This is a genomic window from Georgenia sp. G2120, assembly GCF_055326485.1.
In genome coordinates, this window is sequence record NZ_JBUZNL010000005.1 from 61215 (window position 1) to 83479 (window position 22265).

Annotated in this window: 27 protein-coding genes and 1 tRNA gene; 12 read left to right on the top strand and 16 right to left on the bottom strand. The window is 73.4% G+C overall.

All coding sequences use genetic code 11. From position 1 onward, the window contains the following. Positions 1 to 20: 20 nt before the first annotated feature. A tRNA-Val gene (locus ACZLMO_RS07460) sits at positions 21 to 97 on the top strand. Positions 98 to 157: 60 nt separating this feature from the next. Here the strand turns inward: ACZLMO_RS07460 and ACZLMO_RS07465 are convergent. From ACZLMO_RS07465 to ACZLMO_RS07490, 6 genes are all read right to left on the bottom strand, one after another. Beyond that, positions 158 to 577 carry a hypothetical protein gene (locus ACZLMO_RS07465; protein WP_425713248.1) on the bottom strand — a complete coding sequence of 140 codons (420 nt, stop codon included), beginning with the start codon at positions 575 to 577 and terminating at the stop codon, positions 158 to 160. Positions 578 to 653: 76 nt separating this feature from the next. After that, positions 654 to 1286 carry a histidine phosphatase family protein gene (locus ACZLMO_RS07470; RefSeq protein ID WP_425713249.1) on the bottom strand — a complete coding sequence of 211 codons (633 nt, stop codon included), beginning with the start codon at positions 1284 to 1286 and terminating at the stop codon, positions 654 to 656. Further along, positions 1286 to 2392, bottom strand: coding sequence for an ABC transporter ATP-binding protein (locus ACZLMO_RS07475; RefSeq protein WP_463653453.1), 1107 nt, complete (start codon positions 2390 to 2392; stop codon positions 1286 to 1288). Before ACZLMO_RS07475 ends, ACZLMO_RS07470 begins: the two co-directional genes overlap by 1 nt. Positions 2393 to 2595: 203 nt before the next feature. Next, positions 2596 to 4407: an ABC transporter permease gene (locus ACZLMO_RS07480; protein WP_425713251.1), complete on the bottom strand. Its 1812-nt coding sequence runs from the start codon at positions 4405 to 4407 to the stop codon at positions 2596 to 2598. 23 nt (positions 4408 to 4430) lie between these two features. Further along, on the bottom strand, positions 4431 to 5609 hold the full coding sequence (locus tag ACZLMO_RS07485; protein WP_425713252.1) for an ABC transporter substrate-binding protein: 1179 nt from the start codon (positions 5607 to 5609) through the stop codon (positions 4431 to 4433). Positions 5610 to 5745: 136 nt separating this feature from the next. After that, entirely contained in the window at positions 5746 to 6579 is an 834-nt protein-coding gene (locus ACZLMO_RS07490; RefSeq protein ID WP_463653350.1) for a MurR/RpiR family transcriptional regulator, read from the bottom strand. 118 nt (positions 6580 to 6697) lie between these two features. Here ACZLMO_RS07490 and ACZLMO_RS07495 point away from each other — a divergent pair, with 118 nt between their 5' ends. The 3 genes from ACZLMO_RS07495 to ACZLMO_RS07505 all read left to right on the top strand — a co-directional run bounded on the left by ACZLMO_RS07495 (position 6698) and on the right by ACZLMO_RS07505 (position 7903). After that, on the top strand, positions 6698 to 7132 hold the full coding sequence (locus ACZLMO_RS07495; RefSeq protein WP_425713254.1) for a VOC family protein: 435 nt from the start codon (positions 6698 to 6700) through the stop codon (positions 7130 to 7132). Between the two features lie 145 nt (positions 7133 to 7277). Next, complete coding sequence (locus tag ACZLMO_RS07500; RefSeq protein WP_425713255.1) at positions 7278 to 7508, top strand: FitA-like ribbon-helix-helix domain-containing protein; 231 nt, start codon at positions 7278 to 7280, stop codon at positions 7506 to 7508. Then, positions 7505 to 7903, top strand: a complete 399-nt coding sequence (locus tag ACZLMO_RS07505) for a type II toxin-antitoxin system VapC family toxin (RefSeq protein WP_425713256.1) — start codon at positions 7505 to 7507, stop codon at positions 7901 to 7903. Before ACZLMO_RS07500 ends, ACZLMO_RS07505 begins: the two co-directional genes overlap by 4 nt. A gap of 15 nt (positions 7904 to 7918) precedes the next feature. On the opposite strand, the gene ACZLMO_RS07510 is transcribed toward ACZLMO_RS07505, so the two are convergent. From ACZLMO_RS07510 to ACZLMO_RS07525, 4 genes are read right to left on the bottom strand one after another with little or no spacing between them, the layout of a single operon-like run. Beyond that, complete coding sequence (locus ACZLMO_RS07510; protein WP_425713257.1) at positions 7919 to 8323, bottom strand: nuclear transport factor 2 family protein; 405 nt, start codon at positions 8321 to 8323, stop codon at positions 7919 to 7921. A 17-nt stretch (positions 8324 to 8340) separates the two neighbouring features. Continuing rightward, entirely contained in the window at positions 8341 to 8727 is a 387-nt protein-coding gene (locus ACZLMO_RS07515) for a VOC family protein (RefSeq protein ID WP_425713258.1), read from the bottom strand. Beyond that, positions 8724 to 9353, bottom strand: coding sequence for a dihydrofolate reductase family protein (locus ACZLMO_RS07520; protein ID WP_425713259.1), 630 nt, complete (start codon positions 9351 to 9353; stop codon positions 8724 to 8726). The genes ACZLMO_RS07515 and ACZLMO_RS07520 overlap by 4 nt, the downstream gene beginning before the upstream one ends. Beyond that, complete coding sequence (locus ACZLMO_RS07525) at positions 9350 to 9907, bottom strand: dihydrofolate reductase family protein (protein ID WP_425713260.1); 558 nt, start codon at positions 9905 to 9907, stop codon at positions 9350 to 9352. The genes ACZLMO_RS07520 and ACZLMO_RS07525 overlap by 4 nt, the downstream gene beginning before the upstream one ends. A 63-nt stretch (positions 9908 to 9970) precedes the next feature. Here ACZLMO_RS07525 and ACZLMO_RS07530 point away from each other — a divergent pair, with 63 nt between their 5' ends. Continuing rightward, on the top strand, positions 9971 to 11002 hold the full coding sequence (locus tag ACZLMO_RS07530) for an ArsR/SmtB family transcription factor (protein ID WP_425713261.1): 1032 nt from the start codon (positions 9971 to 9973) through the stop codon (positions 11000 to 11002). Here the strand turns inward: ACZLMO_RS07530 and ACZLMO_RS07535 are convergent. The 4 genes from ACZLMO_RS07535 to ACZLMO_RS07550 are packed head-to-tail and all read right to left on the bottom strand — an operon-like array spanning position 10965 to position 13693. After that, complete coding sequence (locus ACZLMO_RS07535) at positions 10965 to 11381, bottom strand: MauE/DoxX family redox-associated membrane protein (RefSeq protein WP_425713262.1); 417 nt, start codon at positions 11379 to 11381, stop codon at positions 10965 to 10967. The genes ACZLMO_RS07530 and ACZLMO_RS07535 overlap by 38 nt on opposite strands. Beyond that, on the bottom strand, positions 11378 to 12094 hold the full coding sequence (locus ACZLMO_RS07540) for an SRPBCC family protein (protein ID WP_425713263.1): 717 nt from the start codon (positions 12092 to 12094) through the stop codon (positions 11378 to 11380). Before ACZLMO_RS07540 ends, ACZLMO_RS07535 begins: the two co-directional genes overlap by 4 nt. 10 nt (positions 12095 to 12104) lie before the next feature. Continuing rightward, positions 12105 to 12689: an ArsR/SmtB family transcription factor gene (locus ACZLMO_RS07545; protein WP_463653351.1), complete on the bottom strand. Its 585-nt coding sequence runs from the start codon at positions 12687 to 12689 to the stop codon at positions 12105 to 12107. Between the two features lie 38 nt (positions 12690 to 12727). Further along, a complete protein-coding gene (locus ACZLMO_RS07550; protein ID WP_463653352.1) occupies positions 12728 to 13693 on the bottom strand; it encodes a hypothetical protein in 966 nt (321 codons plus the stop codon). 189 nt (positions 13694 to 13882) lie between these two features. Between ACZLMO_RS07550 and ACZLMO_RS07555 the strand changes: the two genes are divergently transcribed. Further along, the gene (locus ACZLMO_RS07555; RefSeq protein WP_463653353.1) at positions 13883 to 14719 is read left to right on the top strand and encodes an HAD hydrolase family protein; all 837 of its coding nucleotides are present in this window, start codon (positions 13883 to 13885) and stop codon (positions 14717 to 14719) included. Positions 14720 to 14780: 61 nt separating this feature from the next. On the opposite strand, the gene ACZLMO_RS07560 is transcribed toward ACZLMO_RS07555, so the two are convergent. Beyond that, positions 14781 to 15500: a DUF4386 domain-containing protein gene (locus ACZLMO_RS07560; RefSeq protein ID WP_463653354.1), complete on the bottom strand. Its 720-nt coding sequence runs from the start codon at positions 15498 to 15500 to the stop codon at positions 14781 to 14783. A gap of 93 nt (positions 15501 to 15593) precedes the next feature. Here ACZLMO_RS07560 and ACZLMO_RS07565 point away from each other — a divergent pair, with 93 nt between their 5' ends. After that, positions 15594 to 16271, top strand: coding sequence for a TetR/AcrR family transcriptional regulator (locus ACZLMO_RS07565; protein ID WP_463653355.1), 678 nt, complete (start codon positions 15594 to 15596; stop codon positions 16269 to 16271). Here ACZLMO_RS07565 and ACZLMO_RS07570 read toward each other — a convergent pair. Beyond that, positions 16268 to 17446, bottom strand: a complete 1179-nt coding sequence (locus ACZLMO_RS07570; protein WP_463653356.1) for a YibE/F family protein — start codon at positions 17444 to 17446, stop codon at positions 16268 to 16270. The two genes, ACZLMO_RS07565 and ACZLMO_RS07570, sit on opposite strands and share 4 nt — an antisense overlap. A 76-nt stretch (positions 17447 to 17522) precedes the next feature. Between ACZLMO_RS07570 and ACZLMO_RS07575 the strand changes: the two genes are divergently transcribed. Genes ACZLMO_RS07575 through ACZLMO_RS07595 form a run of 5 tightly spaced genes read left to right on the top strand, consistent with a single transcriptional unit; the run spans position 17523 to position 22265 of the window. Continuing rightward, a complete protein-coding gene (locus tag ACZLMO_RS07575; protein ID WP_463653357.1) occupies positions 17523 to 18455 on the top strand; it encodes a GNAT family N-acetyltransferase in 933 nt (310 codons plus the stop codon). A gap of 10 nt (positions 18456 to 18465) precedes the next feature. Beyond that, complete coding sequence (locus ACZLMO_RS07580; RefSeq protein WP_463653358.1) at positions 18466 to 19038, top strand: thymidine kinase; 573 nt, start codon at positions 18466 to 18468, stop codon at positions 19036 to 19038. 44 nt (positions 19039 to 19082) lie between these two features. Further along, a complete protein-coding gene (locus ACZLMO_RS07585) occupies positions 19083 to 20222 on the top strand; it encodes a Nif3-like dinuclear metal center hexameric protein (protein ID WP_463653359.1) in 1140 nt (379 codons plus the stop codon). Position 20223: 1 nt separating this feature from the next. Then, positions 20224 to 20964, top strand: coding sequence for a zinc ribbon domain-containing protein (locus tag ACZLMO_RS07590; protein WP_463653360.1), 741 nt, complete (start codon positions 20224 to 20226; stop codon positions 20962 to 20964). After that, entirely contained in the window at positions 20961 to 22265 is a 1305-nt protein-coding gene (locus ACZLMO_RS07595) for a bifunctional RNase H/acid phosphatase (RefSeq protein ID WP_463653361.1), read from the top strand. The genes ACZLMO_RS07590 and ACZLMO_RS07595 overlap by 4 nt, the downstream gene beginning before the upstream one ends.

The following is a 22265-nucleotide window of genomic DNA, read 5'->3' on the forward strand; positions in this document are numbered from 1 at the left end:
CGGGCGGTTAGGCTTCGCCTGGGCCCGTAGCTCAGCTGGTCAGAGCGCCGCGTTTACACCGCGTAGGTCGCCGGTTCGAACCCGGCCGGGCCCACCACGTGCCGGTTGCTCCCGTCCGCGGAGTGGACGCAGGCACGCGGCGCACCCGCGAGGCCGGTCAGGACTGCTTGCGCGAGCCTCCGGCGATGAGCGCGATCGCGATCGCCATCATCCAGGAGTCCTTCGCCAGCGACGTGCCCTCGCCGGAGGGTCGCACGCCGTCGGCGACCGTCTTCTCCGGGTCGCGGAAGTAGATGCTGAGCAGGCCGGCCGAGAAGCCGGCGAGCGCGAGCCCGGCGAGCCGGTTGGGGACGAACGGAGCGAGCAGCGCGCCACCGACGCCGATCTCCCCGTAGCTGAGGAGCTTGCCGAACTGCTCGGGCTCCATCGACCCCAGCGGCGGGATCCCCTTCGCCGCCTCGGCCTGCACGTACCCGGCGGTCTGCTCGTCCATCCCGAGCTTCCCGATCCCCGAGTTGAGGATGAAGGCGCCGGGGATTGCGCGCAGGGCGATGTTCGCGAGTGCGTTGAATGCCATGGGTCTGCCGATCTCCCGTTCAGTGGATGTGCGGTCGCTTCACACTAACCGTCGCTCCCGCGTTCGTCGGCGCCGCTCAGTCCGGCGGCTCGAGCGGTGACAGCGTGGGCGAGTAGTTGAACAGCCGCAGCCGCGCGGTGCCGCAGCAGCTGGGTGAGCCCGCAGCGGGATCCAGGTCGATCGTCGTCAGGCTCGCCGGGAGGCTGTGCACCGTCCGGTCGGGGTCGAGCCCGACGGCGGCCCGCAGGTAGGCACGCATCGGCCCGCCGTGCGTGACGACGAGGACCGAGGTCGCGCCGCGCGCATGGGCTGCGCGTACGGCGTCGTCGACGCCGGCTACCACCCGCCCGGTGAGCGCCTCGAAGGCCTCGGCCCCCGGAGGCCGGTAGCTGCCCGCACGCCACCCGGCGTACCGGTCGGGGTCCGCCTCGCGGACGTCGGCCGACCGGCAGCCCTCCCACTCGCCCAGGTGCGCCTCGTTGAGGCGTTCGTCGACGGCGTCCGGCGTCGTCCCCAGCAGCTCGGCGGTCTCGCGCGCCCGCAGGAGCGCGGCCGAGACGACGTGCTCCGGTGCCATCCGCCGCACGGCGCCCGCGAGCGCGCGGGCCTGCTCGCGACCGGTGGGGGAGAGCCCGATGTCGCGCTGTCCCTGGAGGCGCCGCTCGAGGTTCCAGGCCGTCTCGCCGTGCCGGACGAGGAGCAGCCGCATCAGGCGTTCCCGGTCGTCGCGGGTGCGCCGACGACCACGCCGTCGGGGCTGAACACGGCGTCCGGCGAGTCGGGGAGGACGAGGCGCACGTCGTCGCCGGGGAGCATCGGTGCGGGCGCCGCGCGGACGACGCTCATCCGGCCAGCGCCCGGCACGTCGACACCCACGACCCACCGGTCGGCCAGCGGCGCCTGGTCGGCGAGGACGCCGGACAGGGAGAGCGACCGGGCGTGGGCGTCGTCGTCGGGCTCCGGGGTCTCCAGCGCCACCGAGGTCGCGCGGTACATCGCGTGAACGCGCTCGCCGTCGGCCGGCCCCGCCGGCGCCGGGCCGAGGTCGATGCCGCTCGCGCCGTGGACGATCCGCCCGGCGGAGACGCTGCAGGCGACGACGTTGGCCGGGGGAGTGCCGATGAAGGTCGAGGTGAAGGCGGTGCGCGGGGTGCGGAGCAGCTCGAGCGGCGTGCCGAACTGCTCGATCCGGCCGTCCTTCATGAGCACCACGTGGGTGGCCATCGTCATCGCCTCGACCTGGTCGTGGGTGACGTACACGCTCGTGGCGCCGGTCGCGCGGTGGATCCGCATGAGCTCGCTACGGGTGTCGACGCGCAGCCTGGCGTCGAGGTTGGACAGCGGCTCGTCGAAGAGGAGGATCTCCGGCTCGGGGGCGATCATCCGCGCGATCGCCACGCGCTGCTGCTGGCCGCCGCTGATCTCGCCGGGGTACCGGTCGGCGAGCTCGGTGATGCCGAGCAGGGCGAGGACCTCGGCGACCCGGGCGCGGCGCCGGTCGGCTCCCCACTTCGCCACCTTGAGCGGCCAGTCGACGTTGCCGCGGACCGTGCGGTGCGGCCACAGCGCGTAGGACTGGAAGACGAGCCCGGCCCCGCGGCGCGAGGCCGGGACGTCGACGGTCCCGTCGCCGCGGGCGACCACCCGTCCGCCGAACGCGATCTCGCCGCCGGTGGGGTCCTCGAGCCCGGCGAGCATCCGCAGGGTCGTCGTCTTGCCGCACCCGGACGGGCCGAGCAGCACGAGGAAGGAGCCGGCCGGCACCTCGAACGAGATGCCGTCGACGGCGGCGGTGGGCCCGAAGTCCTTGCGCAGCCCGGTGACGCTGAGCGTCCCCGAGCCGGGTGTCCCCGCGGCGCCCTCGCGGGAAGAGGTGCCGGTGGTCGGCGTCGTGCCCGTCGGCGCCCCCTCGGTGGAGGCTGCCTCGTCGGTGGCGGGTGAGTGGTCGGTGGCGGTGTCCGGCACGCGGGGTCCTTCGGTCGGTCGGGGGAGCGGTCGGCCCGGGGCGGGCGGCGGTGTCATGAGTCCGTGGTCCGGGCGGACCAGGGCTGGGTAGTTCCCTCGAGCCGGCGGGCGAGGAGGGTGGCCCCGACGGAGAGGGCGGCGATCACCACGGTCACGGCGTTCGCGAGCTGGGTGAAGTTCTCCGACGAGTACTGGTAGGTGAGCACGGCCAGCACCGGCAGTGCGGGGGTGGCGAGGAGCACGACGAGCGAGAGGTCGCGGACCATCTGGACGAACACCAGCACGCCGCCGGTGAACAGGCCGCGCGCCGTGAGCGGGGCGATGACGGAGCCGAGCCGACGGAACAGGCCGGCTCCCGCCATCGTCGCGGACTCCTCGATGTCGGTGGAGACCTGGCTCATCGCCGCGGTGCCCGAGCGGACGGCGAACGGGATCGTCGCCGCGATGCCCGCGAGCACGAGGAGCGCGAACGTGCCGTACAGGCTCGGCAGCGGCCCGATCGGCGCGCCGAACTGGGCGATGAACGCGGCCCCGAGGGCGATGCCGGGGATGAGGAACGGGAGGAAGGAGACGACGTCGAGGGAGCCGACGAGCCATCTCGGCCGGCTCGAGCGCGTGACGACGTAGCTGATCAGCAGGCCGAGGACGCCCGCGCCGATCGCCACGCACACCCCGAGCGCCACGGTGTTGCCCGTCGCGTCGATGATCTGGGGGTTGTTGAGGATCCCCGGCTGGCCCTGCGCCATCGACGGGTCCGACCCACCGACCCAGTAGTGCAGCGTGAAGCCGGACGTGAAGTCGTTGGTCCGCCGGGTCAGGGAGCTGAGCACGAGGACGAGTCCCGGAAGCACGGTCGTGCAGGCGACGACGAGCCAGGCGAGAGCGCCCACCGGGCCGGCGAACCGGCCGAGCACGACGCCCCGGCGCCGGGCGCCCTTGCCCGTGATGGTCGCGAAGCTGCGGCGGCGGGTCACCTGCGAGGAGGCGTACATGATCATCGCCGCGACGACGATGAGGACGAGCGCGAGCACGTAGCCGCGCGCGGTCTCGCCGGTCGTGATCGACCCGTACAGCCGGGTCGACAGCGTGTGGAAGCGGACGGGCAGCCCGAGCAGGGCGGGGGTGACGAAGTTCGAGACCCCCTCGGCGAACGCGAGCAGCGCGCCCGAGACCATGGCCGGGGCGACGGCGGGCAGGGCGATGTCCTTCGCGACCCGCAGAGTGGAGGCACCGGTCATCTCGGCGGCCTCGACGAGGTCCCCGCCCACGGACGCGAGGGCGGCGGCGATGAGCATGAAGGACAGCGAGAAGTAGTGGCCGGTCAGCGTGAGGGCGACGGGGACCGGGCCCCAGGCGAGCCAGTCGGGCACGGCGATCCCGAGGTTCCACAGCAGGCCCGTCGAGCCGCCGACGAGGTCGTTGCGGAACACCGACTCCCAGGCCAGGGCGAGCGCGAAGCTCGGGAGCGCGAACGGGATCGTGGCGAGCACTCCGAGGATCGAGCGCCCCGGCAGGCGCGTCATGACGACCACCCAGGCCAGGAACCCGCCGACGACGGTCGAGAGCACCGCCGTGGCGGCCCCCATGAGCAGCGAGTGCCCCAGGGGCCGCCACAGCAGATTCTCCGAGAGCGGGGAGGCGAGGACGTCGGTCCACGCCTCCCGGTTGCCGGGCATGAGCGTCGTGTTGACGAGCCCGACGAGCGGGGCCACCACGAGGACGACGAGGACGAGCAGCGTGCCCAGGCCGAGCACCACGGTGGGGCGGCGCAGCGCGAGCCGGAGCCGGGCGGTGGCCCGGCGGCCTCGGCCGTCCTGCGTCGTCCGCGGGTCGGTCCGGTCCGGGACGGGGTTCGCCGTCGTCATGGTGGTCCCCTCGAGGTCGATCGTCAGCCGAGGGTGATGAGGAAGTCGGCGACGTCGGAACGGATCTCGGCGGTGGCCTCCGGGTCGATGTCCCAGGCGGCGAGCTCCTCCATCGAGACCGCGCCCTCGGGTGCGTCCATGTCCTCGCGGACCGGGTAGTCGCCGGCCACGTAGAACGGCTCGTAGCCGGGGCCGCCGGTCGCGGAGTCGTCGCCCATGAGGAAGTCGATCGCGAGCCGCGCCGCCGCGGGGTTCTCCGCTTCCTCGACGACGCCGAGGTAGGCGGGGAACGTGATGCCGGTGGCGGGCTCGGTGCCGGTGGAGACCTGGAGCGCCCAGCCCTCCTCCTCGTTGTCGCGGCGGTCCGAGTAGGAGGTGAAACCGACGGGCGGGTCCTCCTGGCCGGTCGCCCCGACGGCGGCGTTGACGTTGTCCGTGTCGTCGACGAGGACGAGACCGTTGCCGTAGAGGTCGGAGATGAACTGCTGGCCGGCGTTCTCGATCCCGTCGTCGAGGGTGAGGGCCTCGCCGGTGTGGGCCTCGTAGGCCTCGGCCATCGCGTCGGACTGCGCGACGATCTCCGTCATGAGGTCGAGGTAGTCGCCGCGCACGGCCGGGTCGACCATGACGACGCGCCCGTTCCACTCCGGCTCGGTCAGCTGCCACAGGTTGGTGATCGGGCTGCCGTCCGGGAAGGCCTCCTCGTTGTACATGAGCACCTTCGTGGACAGCCGGTTGGCGAGCAGCGGGGCGGCGTACTCCTCGGGGACCGAGTCCGCCACGCGCTCGGGGACGTAGTTCGTGAGGATGCCGTCCTCGAGGAGCTCCGTGAGGACGACGGGCGCGTCGGAGATGTAGGCGACGTCGGCCGAGGGGGAGCCCGCCTGAGCCTCGGCCTGGAGGCGGGTGATCTGCTCGGTCGAGGAGATGTCGTGACCGACGAAGTCGATCTCGGGGTACTCGGCCTCGAACGCCTCCTCGACCTGGGCGATGCGGGACGTGAACGAGTAGACGGTGACCTCACCCTCCTCGATCGCCTGCTCGACGAGCTCGTCGTGGCTGAGCGAGTCGAGCTCGTCGGCGGCGGAGGTGTCGGCCTCGCCGGAGTCCTCGGCGGCCTCGGTGGTGCCCCCGCCGCAGGCGGCCAGGGTGAGCAGGACGGGCAGGGACAGGGCGATCGGGACCAGCTTCTTCGTGCGCATGAGGAGTCCTTCGGGGAGTTTTCGGGCAGGGCGGGGCAGGGACGGGTGCGGTGGGAGGTGCGTGGAGCCGGGCTTTGCCGGCGTCGAGGGCGTCGGCGCGGGCGTCGCCGGGGACGGGACGACGGCGGGGTGAGGCTCAGTCGAAGTCGGACATGAGCCCGTCGAGGGCGTCGAGGGTCGGGAGCAGGGCGGCGTCGTGGCGTCGGGCGATCGTGAGGACGAGCGCGTTGGCGATGGCCATCGGCACGCTGAGGGAGGCGAAGCCCTCCTGGTGGCCGCGGGGCGCGGACAGGACGGTCGATGGGGCCGGTGTCAGGGTGTGCAGGGTGTCGGTGACGAGCGCGGTGGTCGCGCCGACCCGATCGGCGTGGGCGAGGAGCTCGGCCAGGTGCCGGGGCGGCCGTCGGAACGCGAAGGTCAGGACGGTGTCGTCGGGGCCCATGGTCAGGATCCGCTCGGCGACGTCGCGGCCGGTGCCCTCGACGACGACGGTGCGGATGCCGAACCGGCGCAGGCGCCGTTCCATGAGCTCGGCGAGGACGGAGGCGTTGCCGCGGGCGAAGAGGTAGGTGGTGCGCGAGCCGACGATCCGGTCGGCGAGCGCGTCCAGCTGGGCCTGCTGCACGTGGCGGCACAGCTGGGCCAACGTCTCCAGCTCCGTGGTGAGCAGCTGCTCGAGGACCGACTGCTCGCCGGTCTCCTGCAGCTCGATCCGGAAGCGGTCGCCCGCCCCGGCGTTCGCGGACGCGTGCGACTGCCGGAGGTCGTCCCGCAGCCGGAGGTAGCCGTCGTACCCGAGGCGCTGGGCGAGGCGGGTGGCGGCGGCGGGGTGGACGCCGGCCCGGCGGGCCAGCTCCTCGCCGCTCCACAGGGGCGCCTCGACCGGGTACGAGAGCAGCTCGTCGACGAGGATGCGGTCCGACCGGGTGAGGTCGTCCCGATGCGCGTCGACGTGGTCCTGGAAGCTCACGGGTCCACCGTATCCGCAAGAAACATTGCTGAGAAGCGAATCTGTGCAAGTTCTCTTGCTGTTCGCCGGATGGTCATCCGGCGTTCCGTCCGGGACCGCATGCGTGAAGACTGGGGGTATGAGTACGCCTGCCAATCTTGTCATCGTCACGCTCGGAGTCGGCGACCTCGCGCGGAGCATCGACTTCTACCGCGCGCTCGGGTGGGAGCAGCGCGGAGATGCCGACGCGGGGATCACGTGGTTCCGCACGTCCGGGACGTGGGTCGGACTGTTCGGCCATGCGGACCTCGCCGCTGACGTCGGCCTGGTGCCGGACCCGCCGCCGGTGTTCCGGGGCGTCACGCTGGCGCTCAACGTGAACTCGCGCGAGGAGGTCGATTCCGCGCTCGCCCACGCCGTCGGCGTCGGTGCCCGCCTCGTCAAGGAGCCCGAGGTGATGGAGTGGGGCGGCTACTCGGGCTACTTCGCGGACCCGGACGGCCACCTGTGGGAGGTCGCGCACAACCCGTTCTTCCCCGTCGCCGAGGACGGGACGATCGACATCCCGGCGTGAGCGCTCGCGGGTGCGACGCGCGAGAGGTTCCGACTTGTGGTGGGTGCGGTCTGGGGCGGCCGTCTTCGATGGACGTTCAACGTCGTTGATTCGGATGCCGCCGCACGTCATTGACATGCACATGTGATGCGTTCATCGTATGTGCATGTCACTTATCCAGGTGCGCAATGTTCCCGAGGAGCTGCACCGCCGTCTCAAGGAACGTGCGGCGCGGGAGGGGGTCACCTTGTCCGACCTCGCTCTCGCCGAGCTGGCCCGTTCGGTGGAGCGTCCGACGCGACGGGAGCTCATCGAGCGACTGGAAACTGCCGCTCCCAGTGACTACCGGGGGGAGAGTGCCGCAGAGTCCGTGCGTGCGGAGCGGGACGCACGGTGATCGTGCTCGATGCCTCCGCGGCGGTGGAGCTGCTGCTCAACCTTCCGCTCGGGGCCGAGGTGCGGCGCCGACTCGACGATCCGGGCGTCCAGCTGCACGCGCCGCACCTCCTCGTCGTGGAGGTGCTGCAGGTCCTGCGGCGACGTGAGGCGGCCGGTACGTCGACGCACGAGGAAGTCGCCGACGCCGTCGATTTCCTCGAGATGCTGGACGTGACCTATCACGATCACCTGCTGTGTGCGCGCCGGGTGTGGGAGCTTCGTTCCAATCTCACTGCGTACGACGCGACGTACGTCGCCCTGGCTGAGCTGCTCGACGTTGCGCTTCTGACGTCCGACGCCCGACTCGCGCGCGCCCCGGGCCACCACGCGAGGATCGACCTCCTTCCGACGTGACCGGGCGCCCTCTCGTCACACGTGGTCGTCGGCGCCGAACGTCCTCGTGACGAGGTCGGTGTCCATGTACTCGCGGACCGTGCGGATCGCGCCTGCGCCGTCCAGGTCGAGGACCCAGCAGTAGTTGTTGTCGTACGCGCGACCGTCGGGCGTCCGGCTCGTTCCGGTGTGCTCGACGACGACATGGTCGCCGTCCGCCATGATCCGGTGCACGGTCGTGGCGGAGTCGACGTCAAGGGTCTCGTCGACCGCGCCGAAGAGCTCACCGACGACGGCGTCCTTCCCGACGAACTCGTGCGACCACCGCTCGACGCCCATCCATCGCCAGGTGACGTCGTCGCGCATCGCGTCGATCAACGGGCGGCGATCGCCTCGGGCGAGGGCGGCCATGATGTCGGCGACCTGCTCCCGGGTCCCCATGTCGCGTCCGTCCCTCGTCAGACGGGCCGAGCCGCGAAGACGCGGAACCGGTTGCCGTCCGGGTCGCGCATCTCGATCCAGCGGACGCCGTCCTCCTCGCGCTCGGCGACCCGCTCGGCACCGAGCTCCTCGGCGCGGTCGGCCACCTCGTGCCAGGCGGCGTCGTCCTCATTCCCGATGTCGAGCGCTACTGGCGCGGGGCCGGTGGCGACGTCGTCGGACCGTTCGATGATCCACGTGATCGGGCTGACCTCGTGGTCGAGGTCGAGCATGACGAGGTCGTCCGTGGCGCCGTCAGCGATGGGGAGCCCCATGAGCTCGGACCAGAAGGTGCCGAGCCGGCGTGGGTCGGGCGACAGCATCGACATCATGCCGATGACCGGAGTGGTGCGTGCGGCGTTCATGCGGACTCCGTCGGGGTCGGGCGGTGCGGCGGTGAGTGGTCGCGGGTGTAGGACGCGATGACGACGCCGCTCGCCGTGGTCGTCGTCGCTGCGAGGCGGAAGTGAGCGAGCGTGCTGCGGTCGCCGAACATGCGTCGGCCGGCCCCGAGAAGGACCGGGAAGACGAGGAGGTGATACTCGTCGACCAGGTCGAGCTCCGCGAGCGCCCGGACGAGCTGCCCGGACCCGAGCACCAGGAGGTGGCCCTCCGTCCGCGCTTTCGCCGCCTCGACGGCAGCCCCGAGCTCGCCGTCGATCAGCTCGGTGCCGGCCCATCGGAGCTCCGTACGGGCGGCGGTGCGCGAGACGACGTGCTTCGGCATGGCGTTCATCGCCGCCACTGCGGGAACGCTCTCGTCGGCGCCGGACCAGGCGGCGTGCAGGATCTCGTATGTTCGCCTGCCCAGCAACAGTCCGCCCGCCTCGGTCGTCGCGGCGCTCATGAACGCGTCGACGGTGTCGTCGCTGGACGGTGGCACCCAACCGCCGTGCACGAACCCGCCCGAGGGGTCCTCGTCGGCCGAGAGCGGCGACTGGATGACGCCGTCGATGCTGACGAAGTTGACGACCCTGAGGGTGCCTGTCACGACGCCGGCCGGTAGCGGGTGAGGACGACACCGGAGCGGAAGGACCGGGTCTCCAGCAGCTCGAGCCGGGGGACGACGTAGCCCTCGGGGAACAGGCGCCGCCCGCCGCCCTGCACCGCGGGGTAGGTGAACAGCCGGTACTCGTCGACCAGGCCCGCGGGGACGAGCGCGTGCACGAGGCTGATGCTGCCGGTGCAGACGATGTCCTGCCCCTCGGTCTCCTTGAGCGCGCGCACCTCCTCGACGGGGTCCCCGGCCAGCACGACCGACCGGTCCCAGCCGGGGTCGGTCATCGTCGAGCTGACGACGTACTTCGTCACCCGGTCGAGCGTCTCGGTCACCCCGGTGCGGTCGTCGGTCTGCTGCGGCCAGTAGCCGCGCATGTCCTCGAAGGTCTGCCGACCGAACACCACGGCGTCGCTCGTGGCGTCCTGCCGGGCCATCTCCTCGATGAGGTCGTTCTCGTCCTGCTCGGCCTCCGGCGAGAACCAGGGCCCGAGCATCTCGATCGAGCCGTCCAGCGTGACGTTCTGCGTGACGATGAACCTGCGCACGTGTCCTCCGATCGTCGCGGGCGGCGTCGTCGCCCCGGAGGCACGAGCCTGGTGCATGTCTGCTTGGATGACCAGGAGTGTTCGGGCAGGAGCGAACACGTCGGTAACGGGACGGTCGAGCGCGGCAAGGGGGCGAGCGCGATGCTGCGACTCCGGCTGCGCCCCGGGGAGCTCGCTCAGATGGAGGTCGGTGCCGCTCCGGCTGTCCTGCCCGAGCTCGCCGACGCGGTCCGTGCGCCGCGGCGTCGCGACCCGGGTCGCGACGCTGGTCCCGTACGACCGGAGGACGCCGCGCTGCTGACCGCGCTTCTCGCCGATCCGTGCACACCAGCATTCCTCCAGCCGACCGCCACGGACCCCGCGGAGGCGGTCGACGAGATCTGCTCCGTCCCGCGCGAGCAGGTCGCCCGCGACCTCGCCGACAACGTCGCGGCGGGCTTCCCGCCGCCGCCGTGGCTCGCGGAGCTGGGCGGGCGTGGCCCCGCGGGCACGCGCATGCGTCGTCGACTGGGGCACTTCCTCACGCGGGTCCTTCGGACGTTCGACGAGCACCTCGCCGCGGCCGCGGCGTCGCGCGCACCTCGGTGGGCCGCGGGGCTGGGGGCGGTGATCGACGAGGAGGGCCCGGCGTCCGCCGTCGAGCGCCTCGGGCCGTGGGTGAGGCTCCGGGACGGGGTGCTCGAGGTCGACCTCGTCTCCGGCTCGGAGGTCGACGCCGACTCCACGGGAGGCGGGATCCTCGTCATGCCCACGCTCGCCTCCTCGGCAAGCGTGACCGTCAGCAGCACCGGGGCGCGGACCGTGCTGTTCGTCCCGCTCCCGGAGTCGCCCGGACTGCCGGCGTCGGGTGGCTCGTCGGACGCCCTGGCCCGGCTGCTCGGGGAGACCCGAGCGGTCGTCCTCGCCGAGGTGGCCAACGGCCCGATCCGGGGTGTGCGCGCCCTCGCACGGGCGCTCGACCTCGCGCCGGCCACGGCCAGCACCCATCTGCGTGTGCTGCGCGACGCAGGGCTCGTCACGGTCCGAGCCGGCGCCCTCGGCGCGTCCGGCCACGTCGTCACTCCCCTCGGGCACCGCCTCCTGCGTGGCGGGTGAGTGACGGGCCGCCGGCCGGCCCGGTCGCCACGCGCAGCGCCTGCCGGATGAGCACGGCCTGCAGGGGGAGCCGTCCGTAGGCGATCGCGCGCGCGGGGGCCGACCGGTGCCGCCAGTCCCATGCCATCTGCAGGTTCGCGGGGAACACCGCGACGAACAGTGCCGCGGCGGCGGTGCCACCGAGCTGCCGCGTGCGCGGCGCGGCAAGAAGGGCGGCGACCGCGAGCTCGGCGACGCCGGAGGTGTAGGTGTACGCCCGGGCAGAGCCCGGTAGCTGCCTCGGCACGATCTGGTCGAACGGGCCGGGCGCGACCAGGTGCGTGGTGCCCGCTGCGGCGAGAAGTGCCGCGAGCAGGTGCGCGGAATGGGGGCCGCTCACCGGTACACGCCGGCGAGCCAGCTCTCCCACCGCGCCGACTCTGCCGCGGCGTCGACGTCGGCGAACAGGTAGTGGCCGAATGCGACCGGCATGCCCATCACCGTGTTGTTGTGGAAGCGGTAGAGCCCGTCATTCGCCCGCACCCCGACGAAGTCGTCGGTCGGGACCACCCAGTCCACGACGCCCTCGATCGGGTCGAAGCCCGCGGGGGTCAGCGTCACGCGGTCCCCGACGGCGAGCGGACCCGTCACGCCGAGCGCGGCGGCGACGGGCGCCCAGGACTCGGCCGACGTCTCCGACTGTGGGCCCTGCCCCGTGACGAACACGCCCTGCCGGTCGGCGAAGTGCGTGAGGTACTGGGTGAGGTTGACCATGTAGAGGTCCCAGCCGTAGCCGGTCATCGTCTCGAAGTCGTACTCGCCGCCCCAGTCCTCGCCGAGGAAGCCGCTGTGGACGAACGTCAGCACCGTCGTCGAGTCGTCGCGACCCTCGACCAGGTACTCGAAGGCGTGGAAGGCGCCGTCGGGCCCCTCCGGGGTCCGGACGTACAGACGCTCGCCCTCCTGCCGCTCGACCTGGGTCCCCGGTGCCTCCACGGCATCGGGGTCGGGCGACCACGCCCGCTGGCCCTCGCGGGTGGCCACGGCGTGCCACACCTGCTCCGGGGTCGCCGGCAGCACGACCTCCTTGCGGATCTCGAAACGGTCGGACATGGCGTGCTCCTCAGGTGGTGGGGACGTGGGGATGGACGGCGACGACGAGGCGGTGGGTGCGCGCCCCGTCGGCGTCGGGGGAGTGGTAGCGCCGCACCAGGTCGGTGACGGCGCCCTCGAGCTCGCGGGCGAACGCCGCGCGGTCGGCTGCGGACGCGAACCGGACCTCGCCGTCGACGGCCCAGGTCGCCACCTGCGTCCCGGTCCGGCGGGCACCGGTGACGAGCGCCCCGACGTCTCGCACGAGACGGGCGGCGAGGGCGATCAGCCAGGCGGCCGAGACGCGGTCGGGGGAGCGGGTCGGGTCGGGCTCGACGGCGGCGAGGGCGGCCGGCGAGATGACGAAGGACGCGGACCGCGCGCGCAGCACCCGCTCGGTGAAGTTGCCCCGCCGGCGCTCCTCGACGAGCTCGACGAGCCCGTGCTGCTCGAGCACCTTGAGGTGGTAGTTGACCTTCTGCCGCGGGAGACCGAGCCGGGAGGCCAGGGTCGTCGCCGAGCCCGGCTCCGCGAGCGCGGCGAGGAGCCGGGTGCGGACAGGGTCGAGCGAGACCGCGGCTGCTGCCGGGTCGTCGATGATCTCGACGTCGTGCATGGACCCAGGGTCGCCTTGACAAGAAAATCTGTCAAGACCTAGATCGGGTCCTCGACGTAGCTCCCGCCGGCCGACTCCACCAGGTCCGCGAGCGTGTCCAGCTCGGTGCGCACCTGTCCCTCGGGCTCGTCGAACCACCGGCACGTCACCGCCGGCGTGCCCGCCGGCGATGCGTCGAACCGGCACCCCGAGCCCACCTCCGCCCCGGCGTCGACGAGGGCCGCCTCGACGGCGTGGGTCTGGTCGACTACCTCGGCCCAGGCCGGGTCGTCCATCGCGCCGTCGAGCGTCGTCGGCACAAGGACGGCGATCTCGTCGGGGTAGCGGACGAGGACGTTGCCGCCCGCGTCCTCCCCTTCGGGGTCGACCTCGGCGTCGAGCGCGGCCGTCGGCGGAAGGACCTCGAGGAGATCGCCGTGCCAGTCGGAGCCGGGTTCGACGCGCAGCTGCGTGGCCACCGAACCGCGGTCCTCGACGATGTCGGCGACGATCCCGTCGGCGGCGCCGGCGAGCTCGACGAGCCGCTCCACGGTCGCGCGCCCGAGTGGTTCGGGAAACCCGCTGACGTACACCTGGGCGGCCGGGTCGTCGCTGGTGAGCACGAGGATGGACCCCTCGCCGACGTCGTCGTGCGCGTGCCAGGTCTCGAGAGAGGCAAGGACCGGGTCGACGCCGAAGCCCGACATCGCGACGATCATCTGCGTCGAGTCCGGGCCCGCGGAGGAGTCCGGCGCCACCGCGGCAATCCCTGGGATGTCGCACAGCGCCTCGGCCGCGACGACCGCCGGGCGTGGGCCTCCGTCGGACCCGCTCCCCGACCCGCTCTCCGACGCCGACCCGGAGGAGCTCTCGCCCGTCGCGACTCGGCACGGCGCCTCTACCTCCGCCGCGCCATCGGCAGTCGCGCCGTCGTCGGAGTCGTCCGAGCCGCACGCGGCCGCCGTGGCCGCGAGGAGGATCGCCGCGCAGGCGGTGGCGAGGGATCGGCGGGTCGTGCGCGACATGCGGGCTCCAGGACGGTCGGGAGGACGGAGCGCCCAGGGTGCCGCACCCAGGGGCCGGCGGGGCGCGACGGGGCGGGATGTGCTCCCCATGGTGGGCGGTGCGAATGTGGGGGTTTCGCCGTGAACGGCCGGGCGGGCGTCGGGACCTGGCCTCCTACACTGGCGGCTCGCCCACCCCGAGGAGTTGTCATGGTCGCGCCCGATCTCCTGCGCACCGTCCGAGCGGTCAGCCTCGACGTCGACGGCACCATCTCCGGCGACGACCACCAGGTCGCCCCCCGCACGATCGAGGCCGTCGGACGGATCGTCGAGCTCGGCGTGCCGGTCTTCCTGCTCACCGGTCGGGCACGAGCGAACACGCTCGGCCTCGCCCGCGACCTCGGCCTGACCAACATCGTCACGAGCGACAACGGCGCGGTCCTCCTCGACCCGGTGACCGGTGAGGACGTCGCGGTGCGGCCGATGGATCCCGCCCACGTGCGCGCGCTCGTCGAGCTCGCCGCGGAGCTGGCCCTCGACATCACGTGGTGGACGACGTCGGCGATCTACGTCGAGGGTGAGGGGGCCGCCGCGGACCTGCTCCGGCAGCTCAACGGCGATCTCGTGCAGGTCGGCGACACGGCCGACCTCCCCGACGCGGTCACCAAGGTGATGTTCTTCGGGACCCGCGAGCAGCTCGACGCCGTGGACGGGGCCGTCCGCTCCCGGTTCCCCGACACCACGCGGTCGATGGACACGTTCTTCGAGTTCGTCGACGAGGCGGCGACCAAGTGGAACGCGCTGACCGAGATGCTCGCCCGGCACGAGGTGGGAGCCGAGCACTGCCTCGGAATGGGCGACGGCGGGAACGACGTCGAGTGGCTCGGCCGCATCGGGGTGCCGATCGCCATGGGCAACGCGCGGGCCGAGGTCAAGGACGTCGCGATCGACGTGACCGCCACGAACGCCGAGCACGGCGTCGCGCTCGTGCTCGAGGCCCTGGCCGACGAGCTGACGAACGCGCCCACGGCCGTCTCCGACGACTGAGCTGACCCGGGGCAGCCGGGTCGGCCCCGACGAACGGGTCGGCCCCGGCCGACCGGCCGTCTCAGGCGGCGACCGGCTCCGGCGCCTCGACCGGCAGGTCGCCCGAGAGCCCGAGCCGCGCGAGTGCGTCCGGGCGGAATCCCTTGACCACGAGCCACACCCCGAGCGAGCCCTCCCACGCCGCGATCGGCAGCGCGGCTGCCGCGGCGAGCCAGGAGATCTGGTCGGAGAGCCCGAAGATCGTGGCGGTCGCCGACGCGAGCAGCAGCGGTGCGCCGATGAGGCCCATCGCCGGGATGATCCGCGGCACGAGCCCGGTGGCGTAGAGGATCGACCCCAGGCAGAGTCCGCTGATCGCGGGGATGATCCCGGGGCCCACGAGGAAGGTCCAGTCGTGCACGGCCACGAGCGCGGCGTGGACGGCCGTCAGTGCGTCGTCGTCGAGCCCGGAGACGTCACGCAGCGTGACGATCGAGAGGATCGTGAGGACGCCCACCGCGATGAGGGCGGCCTCCATCGTGCGGGCCGCGACGAACCCGAGCGCGAGGCCCTCGTTGCGCCGCCGGACCACCGGGTAGAGCGCGACGGCGGTGCCGATGCAGGCGGCGGCGAGCAGGATCTCGCTCAGCGCGCCCCACACCGGCAGGGGGCTCGACGTCTCGCCGAGGACGTACGCCGCGTCGAGGGCCGGCGCCTTGAGTGCGACGGCCGGGATCGAGGTGACGAAGGTGAGCAGGTAGAGCGCGCCGGCGACGATCGCGGTGCGACGGTGCGTGGGCATGGGGGCCTCCGGGGGCGGACGGTGGTGTACGGCGTACACCGCTCATGCGAAACCTAAGGTGTACGGTGTAGACCCGTCAAGCAGGAGGTGGCCGTGCGGACAGCACTGACCAGGGAGAGGGTGCTCGCGCGAGCCGTCGAGCGGGCCGACGCGGAGGGCGTCGACGCGCTGAGCATGCGCACGCTCGCCGCCGAGCTCGGCGTCACCCCGATGGCCCTCTACAAGCACGTCGCGAACAAGGACGACCTCCTCGACGCGATGATCGACGACGTCGTCTCCACCTTCGCGGCCGAGCCGCACCCGGGACCGGCGGACGACGACTGGCGCGCCCGCGTGCGCGCCCGCGTGCTCGCCGCCCGAGCCGCGCTGCTCGACCACCCCTGGGCCCCGCAGGTCATCGAGTCGCGCACGACCGCCTCGCCCGTGGTGCTCGACCACATGAACGGGCTCATGGGCGACCTGCTCGGGGGCGGGCTCACCGCCGACCTCACCCACCACGCGATGCACGTGCTCGGCAGCCGCATGTGGGGCTTCACGCAGGAGGTGTTCCCGACCCCTCGGGTACCCGACGAACCCGGCGAGCGCGACGCGTTCCTTGCCGCGGCGGGCGAGCGGTACCCGCACATCATGACGATCTCGGCGGCCGCGTCCCACGACTCCGGCACCGCGATCGGTTGTGACGACCAGGCCGAGTTCGAGCTCGCCCTCGACCTCCTGCTCGACGGGATCGAGCGCCTGCACGCGTCCGGCTGGAGCTCGACCGCCGCCTAGGTGTCGTGCCGAGGTGCGGCCGGCGGATCCCCGCCGGAGCGCGCGAGGAGCGCCGCGATCCCCGTCGTCACCGGGATCGCGAGGACGAGCCCGATCGAGGAGACGAGCGTGCGGACGACCTCCTCGGCGATCTCCCCGGCCATGAGGGTGTCGACCACGGGGCGCTCGACCAGTGACGCGAGCATGATGAGCGGAAGCGCGGTTCCGACGTAGGCGAACGCGAGCGTGTAGACGGTCGAGGCGATGTGGTCACGGCCGATGCGCATGCCCTGGACGAAGAGTCGCCGCCTCGGCGCACCGGGGCTCGCCGCGGCCAGCTCCCACACCGCGGAGGCCTGGGTGATCGTCACGTCGTTGAGCGCGCCGAGGCCGGCCACGACGATGCCGCACAGCAGGAGATCGCTGAGCGTGAGGCCCGCGAACTGCTGGTGGAGCATGATCGCGTCCTCGCTCGAGCCGGTGAGGTTCGCGGCCCCCGTCGCCCACACGGCGAGGACCACAGTGATGGCGAGGCCCACGTAGGTGCCGAGCAGCGCCGTCGTCGTGCGGATCGATATCCCGTGGGCGAGGTAGACGGCGATGAACATCATCGCCGAGGAGCCCACGAGCGCCACGAGGATCGGCGAGGAGCCGGCCATGAGCGCCGGCAGCATGAACACCGCGACGACGCCGAGCGAGGCGAGCAGCCCGAGCACCGCGGCGAGGCCCCGCCAGCGGGCCACGGCGAGCACGGCCGCGAGGTAGAGGACGGCGAGCCAGCCGACCGGCGCGTCGCGGTCGAAGTCCCAGAACGAGTACAGGGTGCCGGTCCCGATGTTCTGCGGCATGTACAGCAGAAGGACGTCGTCCCCGGCGTCGATCTCCTCGGCGACCGACGGGTGCGGGGAGGCGACGGTCGCCTCGTACCCGTCGTGGCCGCCGCCCGTGACCACGACGCGGAACTCGGCGGCCTCGGGGCTCGCGGGCGGCTCGAGCACGGTGCCCGTGACGACCTCGGTGCCGTCCCCGGTCAGCGGGATCGAGCCCATCGGCGAGTCGCCGCTCGGCCACAGGGCGACGAGCCCGACGACCGTCGCCACGAGCAGGGGCAGGACGAGGGCGGCGAGCAGCGTCCGGACCCGCCGGACGCGACCCGCGGGCAGCTCCGGCGGGTCGGTGGAGTGGGAGTGCGACACGGGGACATGGTCGCCCGTGCCGGGTCGGACGGGAAATCTCGTGGAGGAGGCGACGGCCCAGCCCTACGGTTCCCACATGCCACTGCACGCGACGACGGCGTCGCCCGAACGGTTCGCCCGCCTCGACCGGGCCCCCGACGAGGATCTTGCGCGCGTCCGGCGGGTGATCGACACGGGACGGGTCGCTCTTGACGACCTGGTCGTGGTCGCGGACGCCTCCGGCGACGTGGGCCGGGCGTTCCTCATGACGCTCGAGGACGGCACCCGGGTCGCGCAGGCGTTCCGCCTCGCCGACACCCACCCCGAACCCGTCGAGGTCGTCCGGCTACTTTTCGACGCGGTCGCCGCGCGGGCCGCTGCGGGCGGGGCCGACCGCGTGCACGCCGTCGTCACCGACGACGAGCCCGCACCGGCAGCGCGTCGGGCGGCGCTGGCGGCCGCCGGCTGGCTGCCCGACGGGGACCGGCTCGAGCTCTCCGCCGTACCGGCACCGGGCGACCTGTCGCCCGGCGTGGTCGAGGTCGACCCGACGGACACTGCCGTGCTCGACGTGCTCGCCGCCGCGATGGCGGACAGCCTCGACGACTACGACCGCGACCAGGTCGCCGAGCTCGGCCCGGCCGCGGCGGCCCGCGCCTACCGCGACATGCTCGTCTCGTCCGGCAACGGCACGGCGCCGTGGCTCGGCCACGTCGCCGGGTCCGACCTGCAGGGCGTGGCCGCGCTCGAGGGCTTCGACACCGACTGGTGCCTCGGCTACCTCGGCGTCGTCCCGTCCGCCCGCCGCCGCGGCGTCGGGGCGGCACTCACCTCGGCGATGCTGTCCGCGACGGCGCGGGCCGGGGTCCCGCTGGCGACCGCGAGCGTGGCGGTCGGCAACGCCCCCGTGCGCGCCACGCTCGAGCGACGTGGCTTCACCGTGCGCACACGCCGGACGGACTTCGTGCGGCACCTCGGCCCGTCGGCGCCGGGTGCCGCCCCGCCCGCTCCGGTGACCGAGCGGTCCTAGGCTCACGGACATGCGCACGAACGGGTACGGCCGCCTCCAGGTCGTCGCCGGCCCGATGTTCTCCGGCAAGTCCGAGGAGCTGCTCCGACGGGTCAGGCGCGCGCGGCTGGCCGGCCTGGAGGTCGTCCTCGTCAACCACGCGTGGGACGAGCGGTACGGCACGGGCGAGGTCAGCTCGCACACGGGGCTCTCGCTCGGATCGACGTCGGCCTCCGATGTGCCGGGCCTGCTCGCGGCCGTCGGGGACCGCGCCCCCGACCTGCTCGCCGTCGACGAGGCCCAGTTCTTCGGCCCCGACCTCGTCCCCGCCCTCGAGGCGGTGCTGCGGCGCGGGACCACCGTCGTCGTCGCCGGGCTGTCCGTGACGTTCGACGGGCGCCCGTTCGAGCCGCTGCCCACCCTCATGGCGATCGCCGAGGACGTCACCCGGCTGACCGCGGTGTGCGGGGTATGCGGCGCGGACGCGGTGTTCCACCAGCGGATCCGGGCCGGCTCGGGCGGGGACCCGCTCGACGGCACCGCGGCGCACGTCGGCGGGACCGAGACCTACGCGGCGCGCTGCCGGCGCCACCACGAGCCCTGAGACCGCGGCCCGGTCCGACCGGCCGTCCCGAGTACCCTCGGCCCATGCCCACCCCGCTCGCCGACGTCGTCGACGCCGTCCACCGGCACTACCCGCCGGGTACCGCGGAGGAGTGGGACGCCGTCGGGCTCGTCGTCGGCGACACGGCCGCCCCGGTGACGCGCGTCCACCTCGCCGTCGACCCCACCGAGGAGGTCGTCGAGGAGGCGCTCGCGCTCGGTGCGGACCTCCTGTGGGTGCACCACCCGCTCTTCCTCAAGGGCACGACGACGGTCGCCACCTCGAGCGACAAGGGTCGCCTCGTCCATCGGCTCGTCTCGGGCGGGTGCGCGCTGCTCACCTCGCACACGAACGCGGACGTCGCGGTCGACGGCGTGTCCCAGGCGCTCGCCGACCTGCTCGGCCTCACCGGCCAGCGCCCGCTCGTCCCGTCCGGCGGGGCGCCCGCGACCCTCGTGGTCCACGTCCCGCGCACGCACACGAGCGAGCTGCTCGACGCGCTCGCCGGCGCCGGGGCGGGCCGGCAGGGCGACTACGAGCGCGCGGCCTTCACCTCGCCCGGCACCGGCACGTTCCGCCCGCTCGACGGCGCGACGCCCGCGATCGGCGCCGTCGGCGAGACCGAGGTGGTCGAGGAGGACCGGCTCGAGATCTTCGTCCCCGCCGGTGCCGAGGGAGCTGTCCTCGCCGCGCTGCGCGCCGCCCACCCCTACGAGGAGCCGTCCTTCGCCCTGCTGCGGCACGCGGGCGGCGCGGTCGGCGCGACGACCGGCCACGGCCGGGTCGGCGAGCTCCCTGCGCCGATGAGCCTCGACGCGTTCGCCGCGCGCGCCGCCGACCGCCTCCCGCATACCCCGGCGGGCCTCACCGTCGGCGGCGACCTCGACGCCGAGGTCCGCACCGTCGCCGTCTCCGGCGGCTCCGGGGACGCGTTCCTCGCCGACGCACGCCGCGCGGGCGCCGACGTCTACCTCACCGCCGACCTGCGCCACCACCCGGCCTCCGAGCACCTCGCGGGCGGCCGGCCCTACCTCGTCTCCGCCACGCACTGGGCCACGGAACGCCCCTGGCTCGACGTGGCCGCCGGACTCCTGCGCGCGGAGGGCCTCGAGATCACCGTCTCCGACCTCGTCACCGACCCGTGGACCGCGCGCCACCCCGCCCCCAGCCCCGAAGGGAACTGACGTGCCCACCGCACCGCTCGTCGACCAGCTCAAGCTGCTCGACCTCCAGGACATCGACACCGCGATCGCCAAGCTCGGCCACGAGCGCCGCTCGCTGCCCGTGCTCGAGCACATCACCCAGCTCACCGGCCGCGCCGGCGACCTCCACGACGAGCTCGTGCTCGCCACCTCCGCCGCCGGCGACGCGCGCCGTGCGCTGACCAAGGCCGAGGCCGACGTCGAGCAGGTCCGCAGCAGGGCCGCGCGCAACCAGGCCCGCCTCGACTCCGGCGAGGGCCTGTCCCGCGAGCTCGTCGCCCTCCAGGAGGAGATCGCGCACCTCGCCGGGCGCCAGGCCATCCTGGAGGAGGCCGAGCTCGAGGCGATGGAGACCGCCGAGGCGGCCGACGCCCGGGTCGCGGCTCTCCAGGAGCAGTCCGCCTCCGTCGCCACCGACCTCGAGTCCCTCGGCGCCGAGCGGGACGCCGCCTTCGCCCGGATCGACGCCGACGTGACCGCCCGTCAGGCCGAGCGGGACGCCGTCGCCGCCTCCCTGCCGACGGTGCTGATGGACGAGTACGAGGCCGCGCGCCGCCAGACCGGTGGGCTCGGCGCGGTCGCCGTCCGCGGGCACCGGGCCGAAGGGGTCAACGTCGACTTCACCCTCGCCGAGCAGTCGCTCATCGACGCCGCCGCCGAGGACGAGATCCTGATCAGCGAGGACCACGGGTTCCTCCTCGTGCGCGTGGGGGACCGGCGATGACCCGCAGGCTCCTCATCCACACCGACGGCGGCGCGCGCGGCAATCCCGGTCCCGCCGGCTACGGCTCGCTCGTGACGGATGCGGAGTCCGGCGAGCTCCTCGCCACGCGCAGCGGCTGGCTCGGTGAGACGACGAACAACGTCGCCGAGTACACGGCGCTCGTCGAGGGCCTGCGGGCCGCGGCCCGGATCGACGCCGACGCCGAGGTCGAGGTGCGCGCGGACTCCAAGCTCGTGGTCGAGCAGATGTCCGGCCGGTGGAAGATCAAGCACGAGGACATGCGCCGGCTCGCCCTCGAGGCCCGCGACGCGTTCCCCGCCCACCGCGTGCGCTACACGTGGATCCCGCGGGCGCAGAACTCGGCGGCCGACGCCCTGGCGAACAAGGCGATGGACGACCGCGCCGACGCCTCGACCGACGAGTGGCTGACGAGCCTCGCCCCGACGGCGGAGCTCGGCTCCGAGTCCGACGACGCCTGGCCGGGAACGCCCGACACGGACGAGTCGACAACCGACGACGGCCACATGCCCGACGACGAACCACAGGCACTGTTCGACGTCGGGCTCACGGACCCCGGGGCCGACGGCGCGAGCCGGGCAACCGCCCAGGCCGCAACAGCCGCCCCGGCGCCGGCGACGACCGGCGGGGCGACGCGCGTGTACCTCATCCGGCACGGCGTCACCGAATGGACCGTGGCGGGGCGGCAGAGCGGCTCCGACACGCCCGGCCCGGACCTCACGGACCTCGGACGGGAGCAGGCCCGCAACGCCGGCGCCCTGCTCGCGCGGCTCGCCGCGAACGACGGCGTCGACCTGTCCACCGCCGAGGTGCGGGTCTCGCCGATCGTGCGGACCCGGCAGACCGCCGAGGAGATCGTCCGCGCCGCCGGGCTCCCGGAGCCGACGGTCGACGACCGCCTGCGCGAGGTGGCCTTCGGTCAATGGCACGGCCTGACGGAGTCGGAGATCGACGAACGGTGGCCCGGCGAGCTCGCCCGCTGGCGCTCCGACGCCGACGCGACCCCGCCGGGCGGGGAGTCCCACCGCCAGGTCGGCGCGCGGGTGGCCCGCGTCCTGTCGGAGATCGCGGGCGCCGGCTCGCGGGCCGTCGTCCTCGTCACCCACTCGGTCGTCACGCGCGCGTCGGTCGCTCTCCTCGCGAGCATCGCGAACGACGGCTGGGGCCGGATCCGCGTCCGACCCGGGTCGGTCACGCTCCTCGAGGTCGACGGCCTCGACGCGAACGGCCGCCTGACCGGTCAGGTCACCTACGTGGGCGCGCCCTCGGAGTCCGTCGCCTGA

Bases quoted from the DNA above. Each gene is read 5' to 3' on its own strand.
- ACZLMO_RS07545 (WP_463653351.1), bottom strand. From the start codon at position 12,689: ATGCACGACGTCGAGATCATCGACGACCCGGCAGCAGCCGCGGTCTCG.
- ACZLMO_RS07510 (WP_425713257.1), bottom strand. From the start codon at position 8,323: ATGGGGACCCGGGAGCAGGTCGCCGACATCATGGCCGCCCTCGCCCGA.
- ACZLMO_RS07575 (WP_463653357.1), top strand. From the start codon at position 17,523: ATGCCACTGCACGCGACGACGGCGTCGCCCGAACGGTTCGCCCGCCTC.
- ACZLMO_RS07550 (WP_463653352.1), bottom strand. From the start codon at position 13,693: ATGTCGCGCACGACCCGCCGATCCCTCGCCACCGCCTGCGCGGCGATC.
- ACZLMO_RS07580 (WP_463653358.1), top strand. From the start codon at position 18,466: ATGCGCACGAACGGGTACGGCCGCCTCCAGGTCGTCGCCGGCCCGATG.
- ACZLMO_RS07480 (WP_425713251.1), bottom strand. From the start codon at position 4,407: ATGACGACGGCGAACCCCGTCCCGGACCGGACCGACCCGCGGACGACG.
- ACZLMO_RS07485 (WP_425713252.1), bottom strand. From the start codon at position 5,609: ATGCGCACGAAGAAGCTGGTCCCGATCGCCCTGTCCCTGCCCGTCCTG.
- ACZLMO_RS07515 (WP_425713258.1), bottom strand. From the start codon at position 8,727: ATGAACGCCGCACGCACCACTCCGGTCATCGGCATGATGTCGATGCTG.
- ACZLMO_RS07555 (WP_463653353.1), top strand. From the start codon at position 13,883: ATGGTCGCGCCCGATCTCCTGCGCACCGTCCGAGCGGTCAGCCTCGAC.
- ACZLMO_RS07465 (WP_425713248.1), bottom strand. From the start codon at position 577: ATGGCATTCAACGCACTCGCGAACATCGCCCTGCGCGCAATCCCCGGC.
- ACZLMO_RS07595 (WP_463653361.1), top strand. From the start codon at position 20,961: ATGACCCGCAGGCTCCTCATCCACACCGACGGCGGCGCGCGCGGCAAT.
- ACZLMO_RS07540 (WP_425713263.1), bottom strand. From the start codon at position 12,094: ATGTCCGACCGTTTCGAGATCCGCAAGGAGGTCGTGCTGCCGGCGACC.
- ACZLMO_RS07500 (WP_425713255.1), top strand. From the start codon at position 7,278: ATGTCACTTATCCAGGTGCGCAATGTTCCCGAGGAGCTGCACCGCCGT.
- ACZLMO_RS07560 (WP_463653354.1), bottom strand. From the start codon at position 15,500: ATGCCCACGCACCGTCGCACCGCGATCGTCGCCGGCGCGCTCTACCTG.
- ACZLMO_RS07495 (WP_425713254.1), top strand. From the start codon at position 6,698: ATGAGTACGCCTGCCAATCTTGTCATCGTCACGCTCGGAGTCGGCGAC.
- ACZLMO_RS07585 (WP_463653359.1), top strand. From the start codon at position 19,083: ATGCCCACCCCGCTCGCCGACGTCGTCGACGCCGTCCACCGGCACTAC.
- ACZLMO_RS07470 (WP_425713249.1), bottom strand. From the start codon at position 1,286: ATGCGGCTGCTCCTCGTCCGGCACGGCGAGACGGCCTGGAACCTCGAG.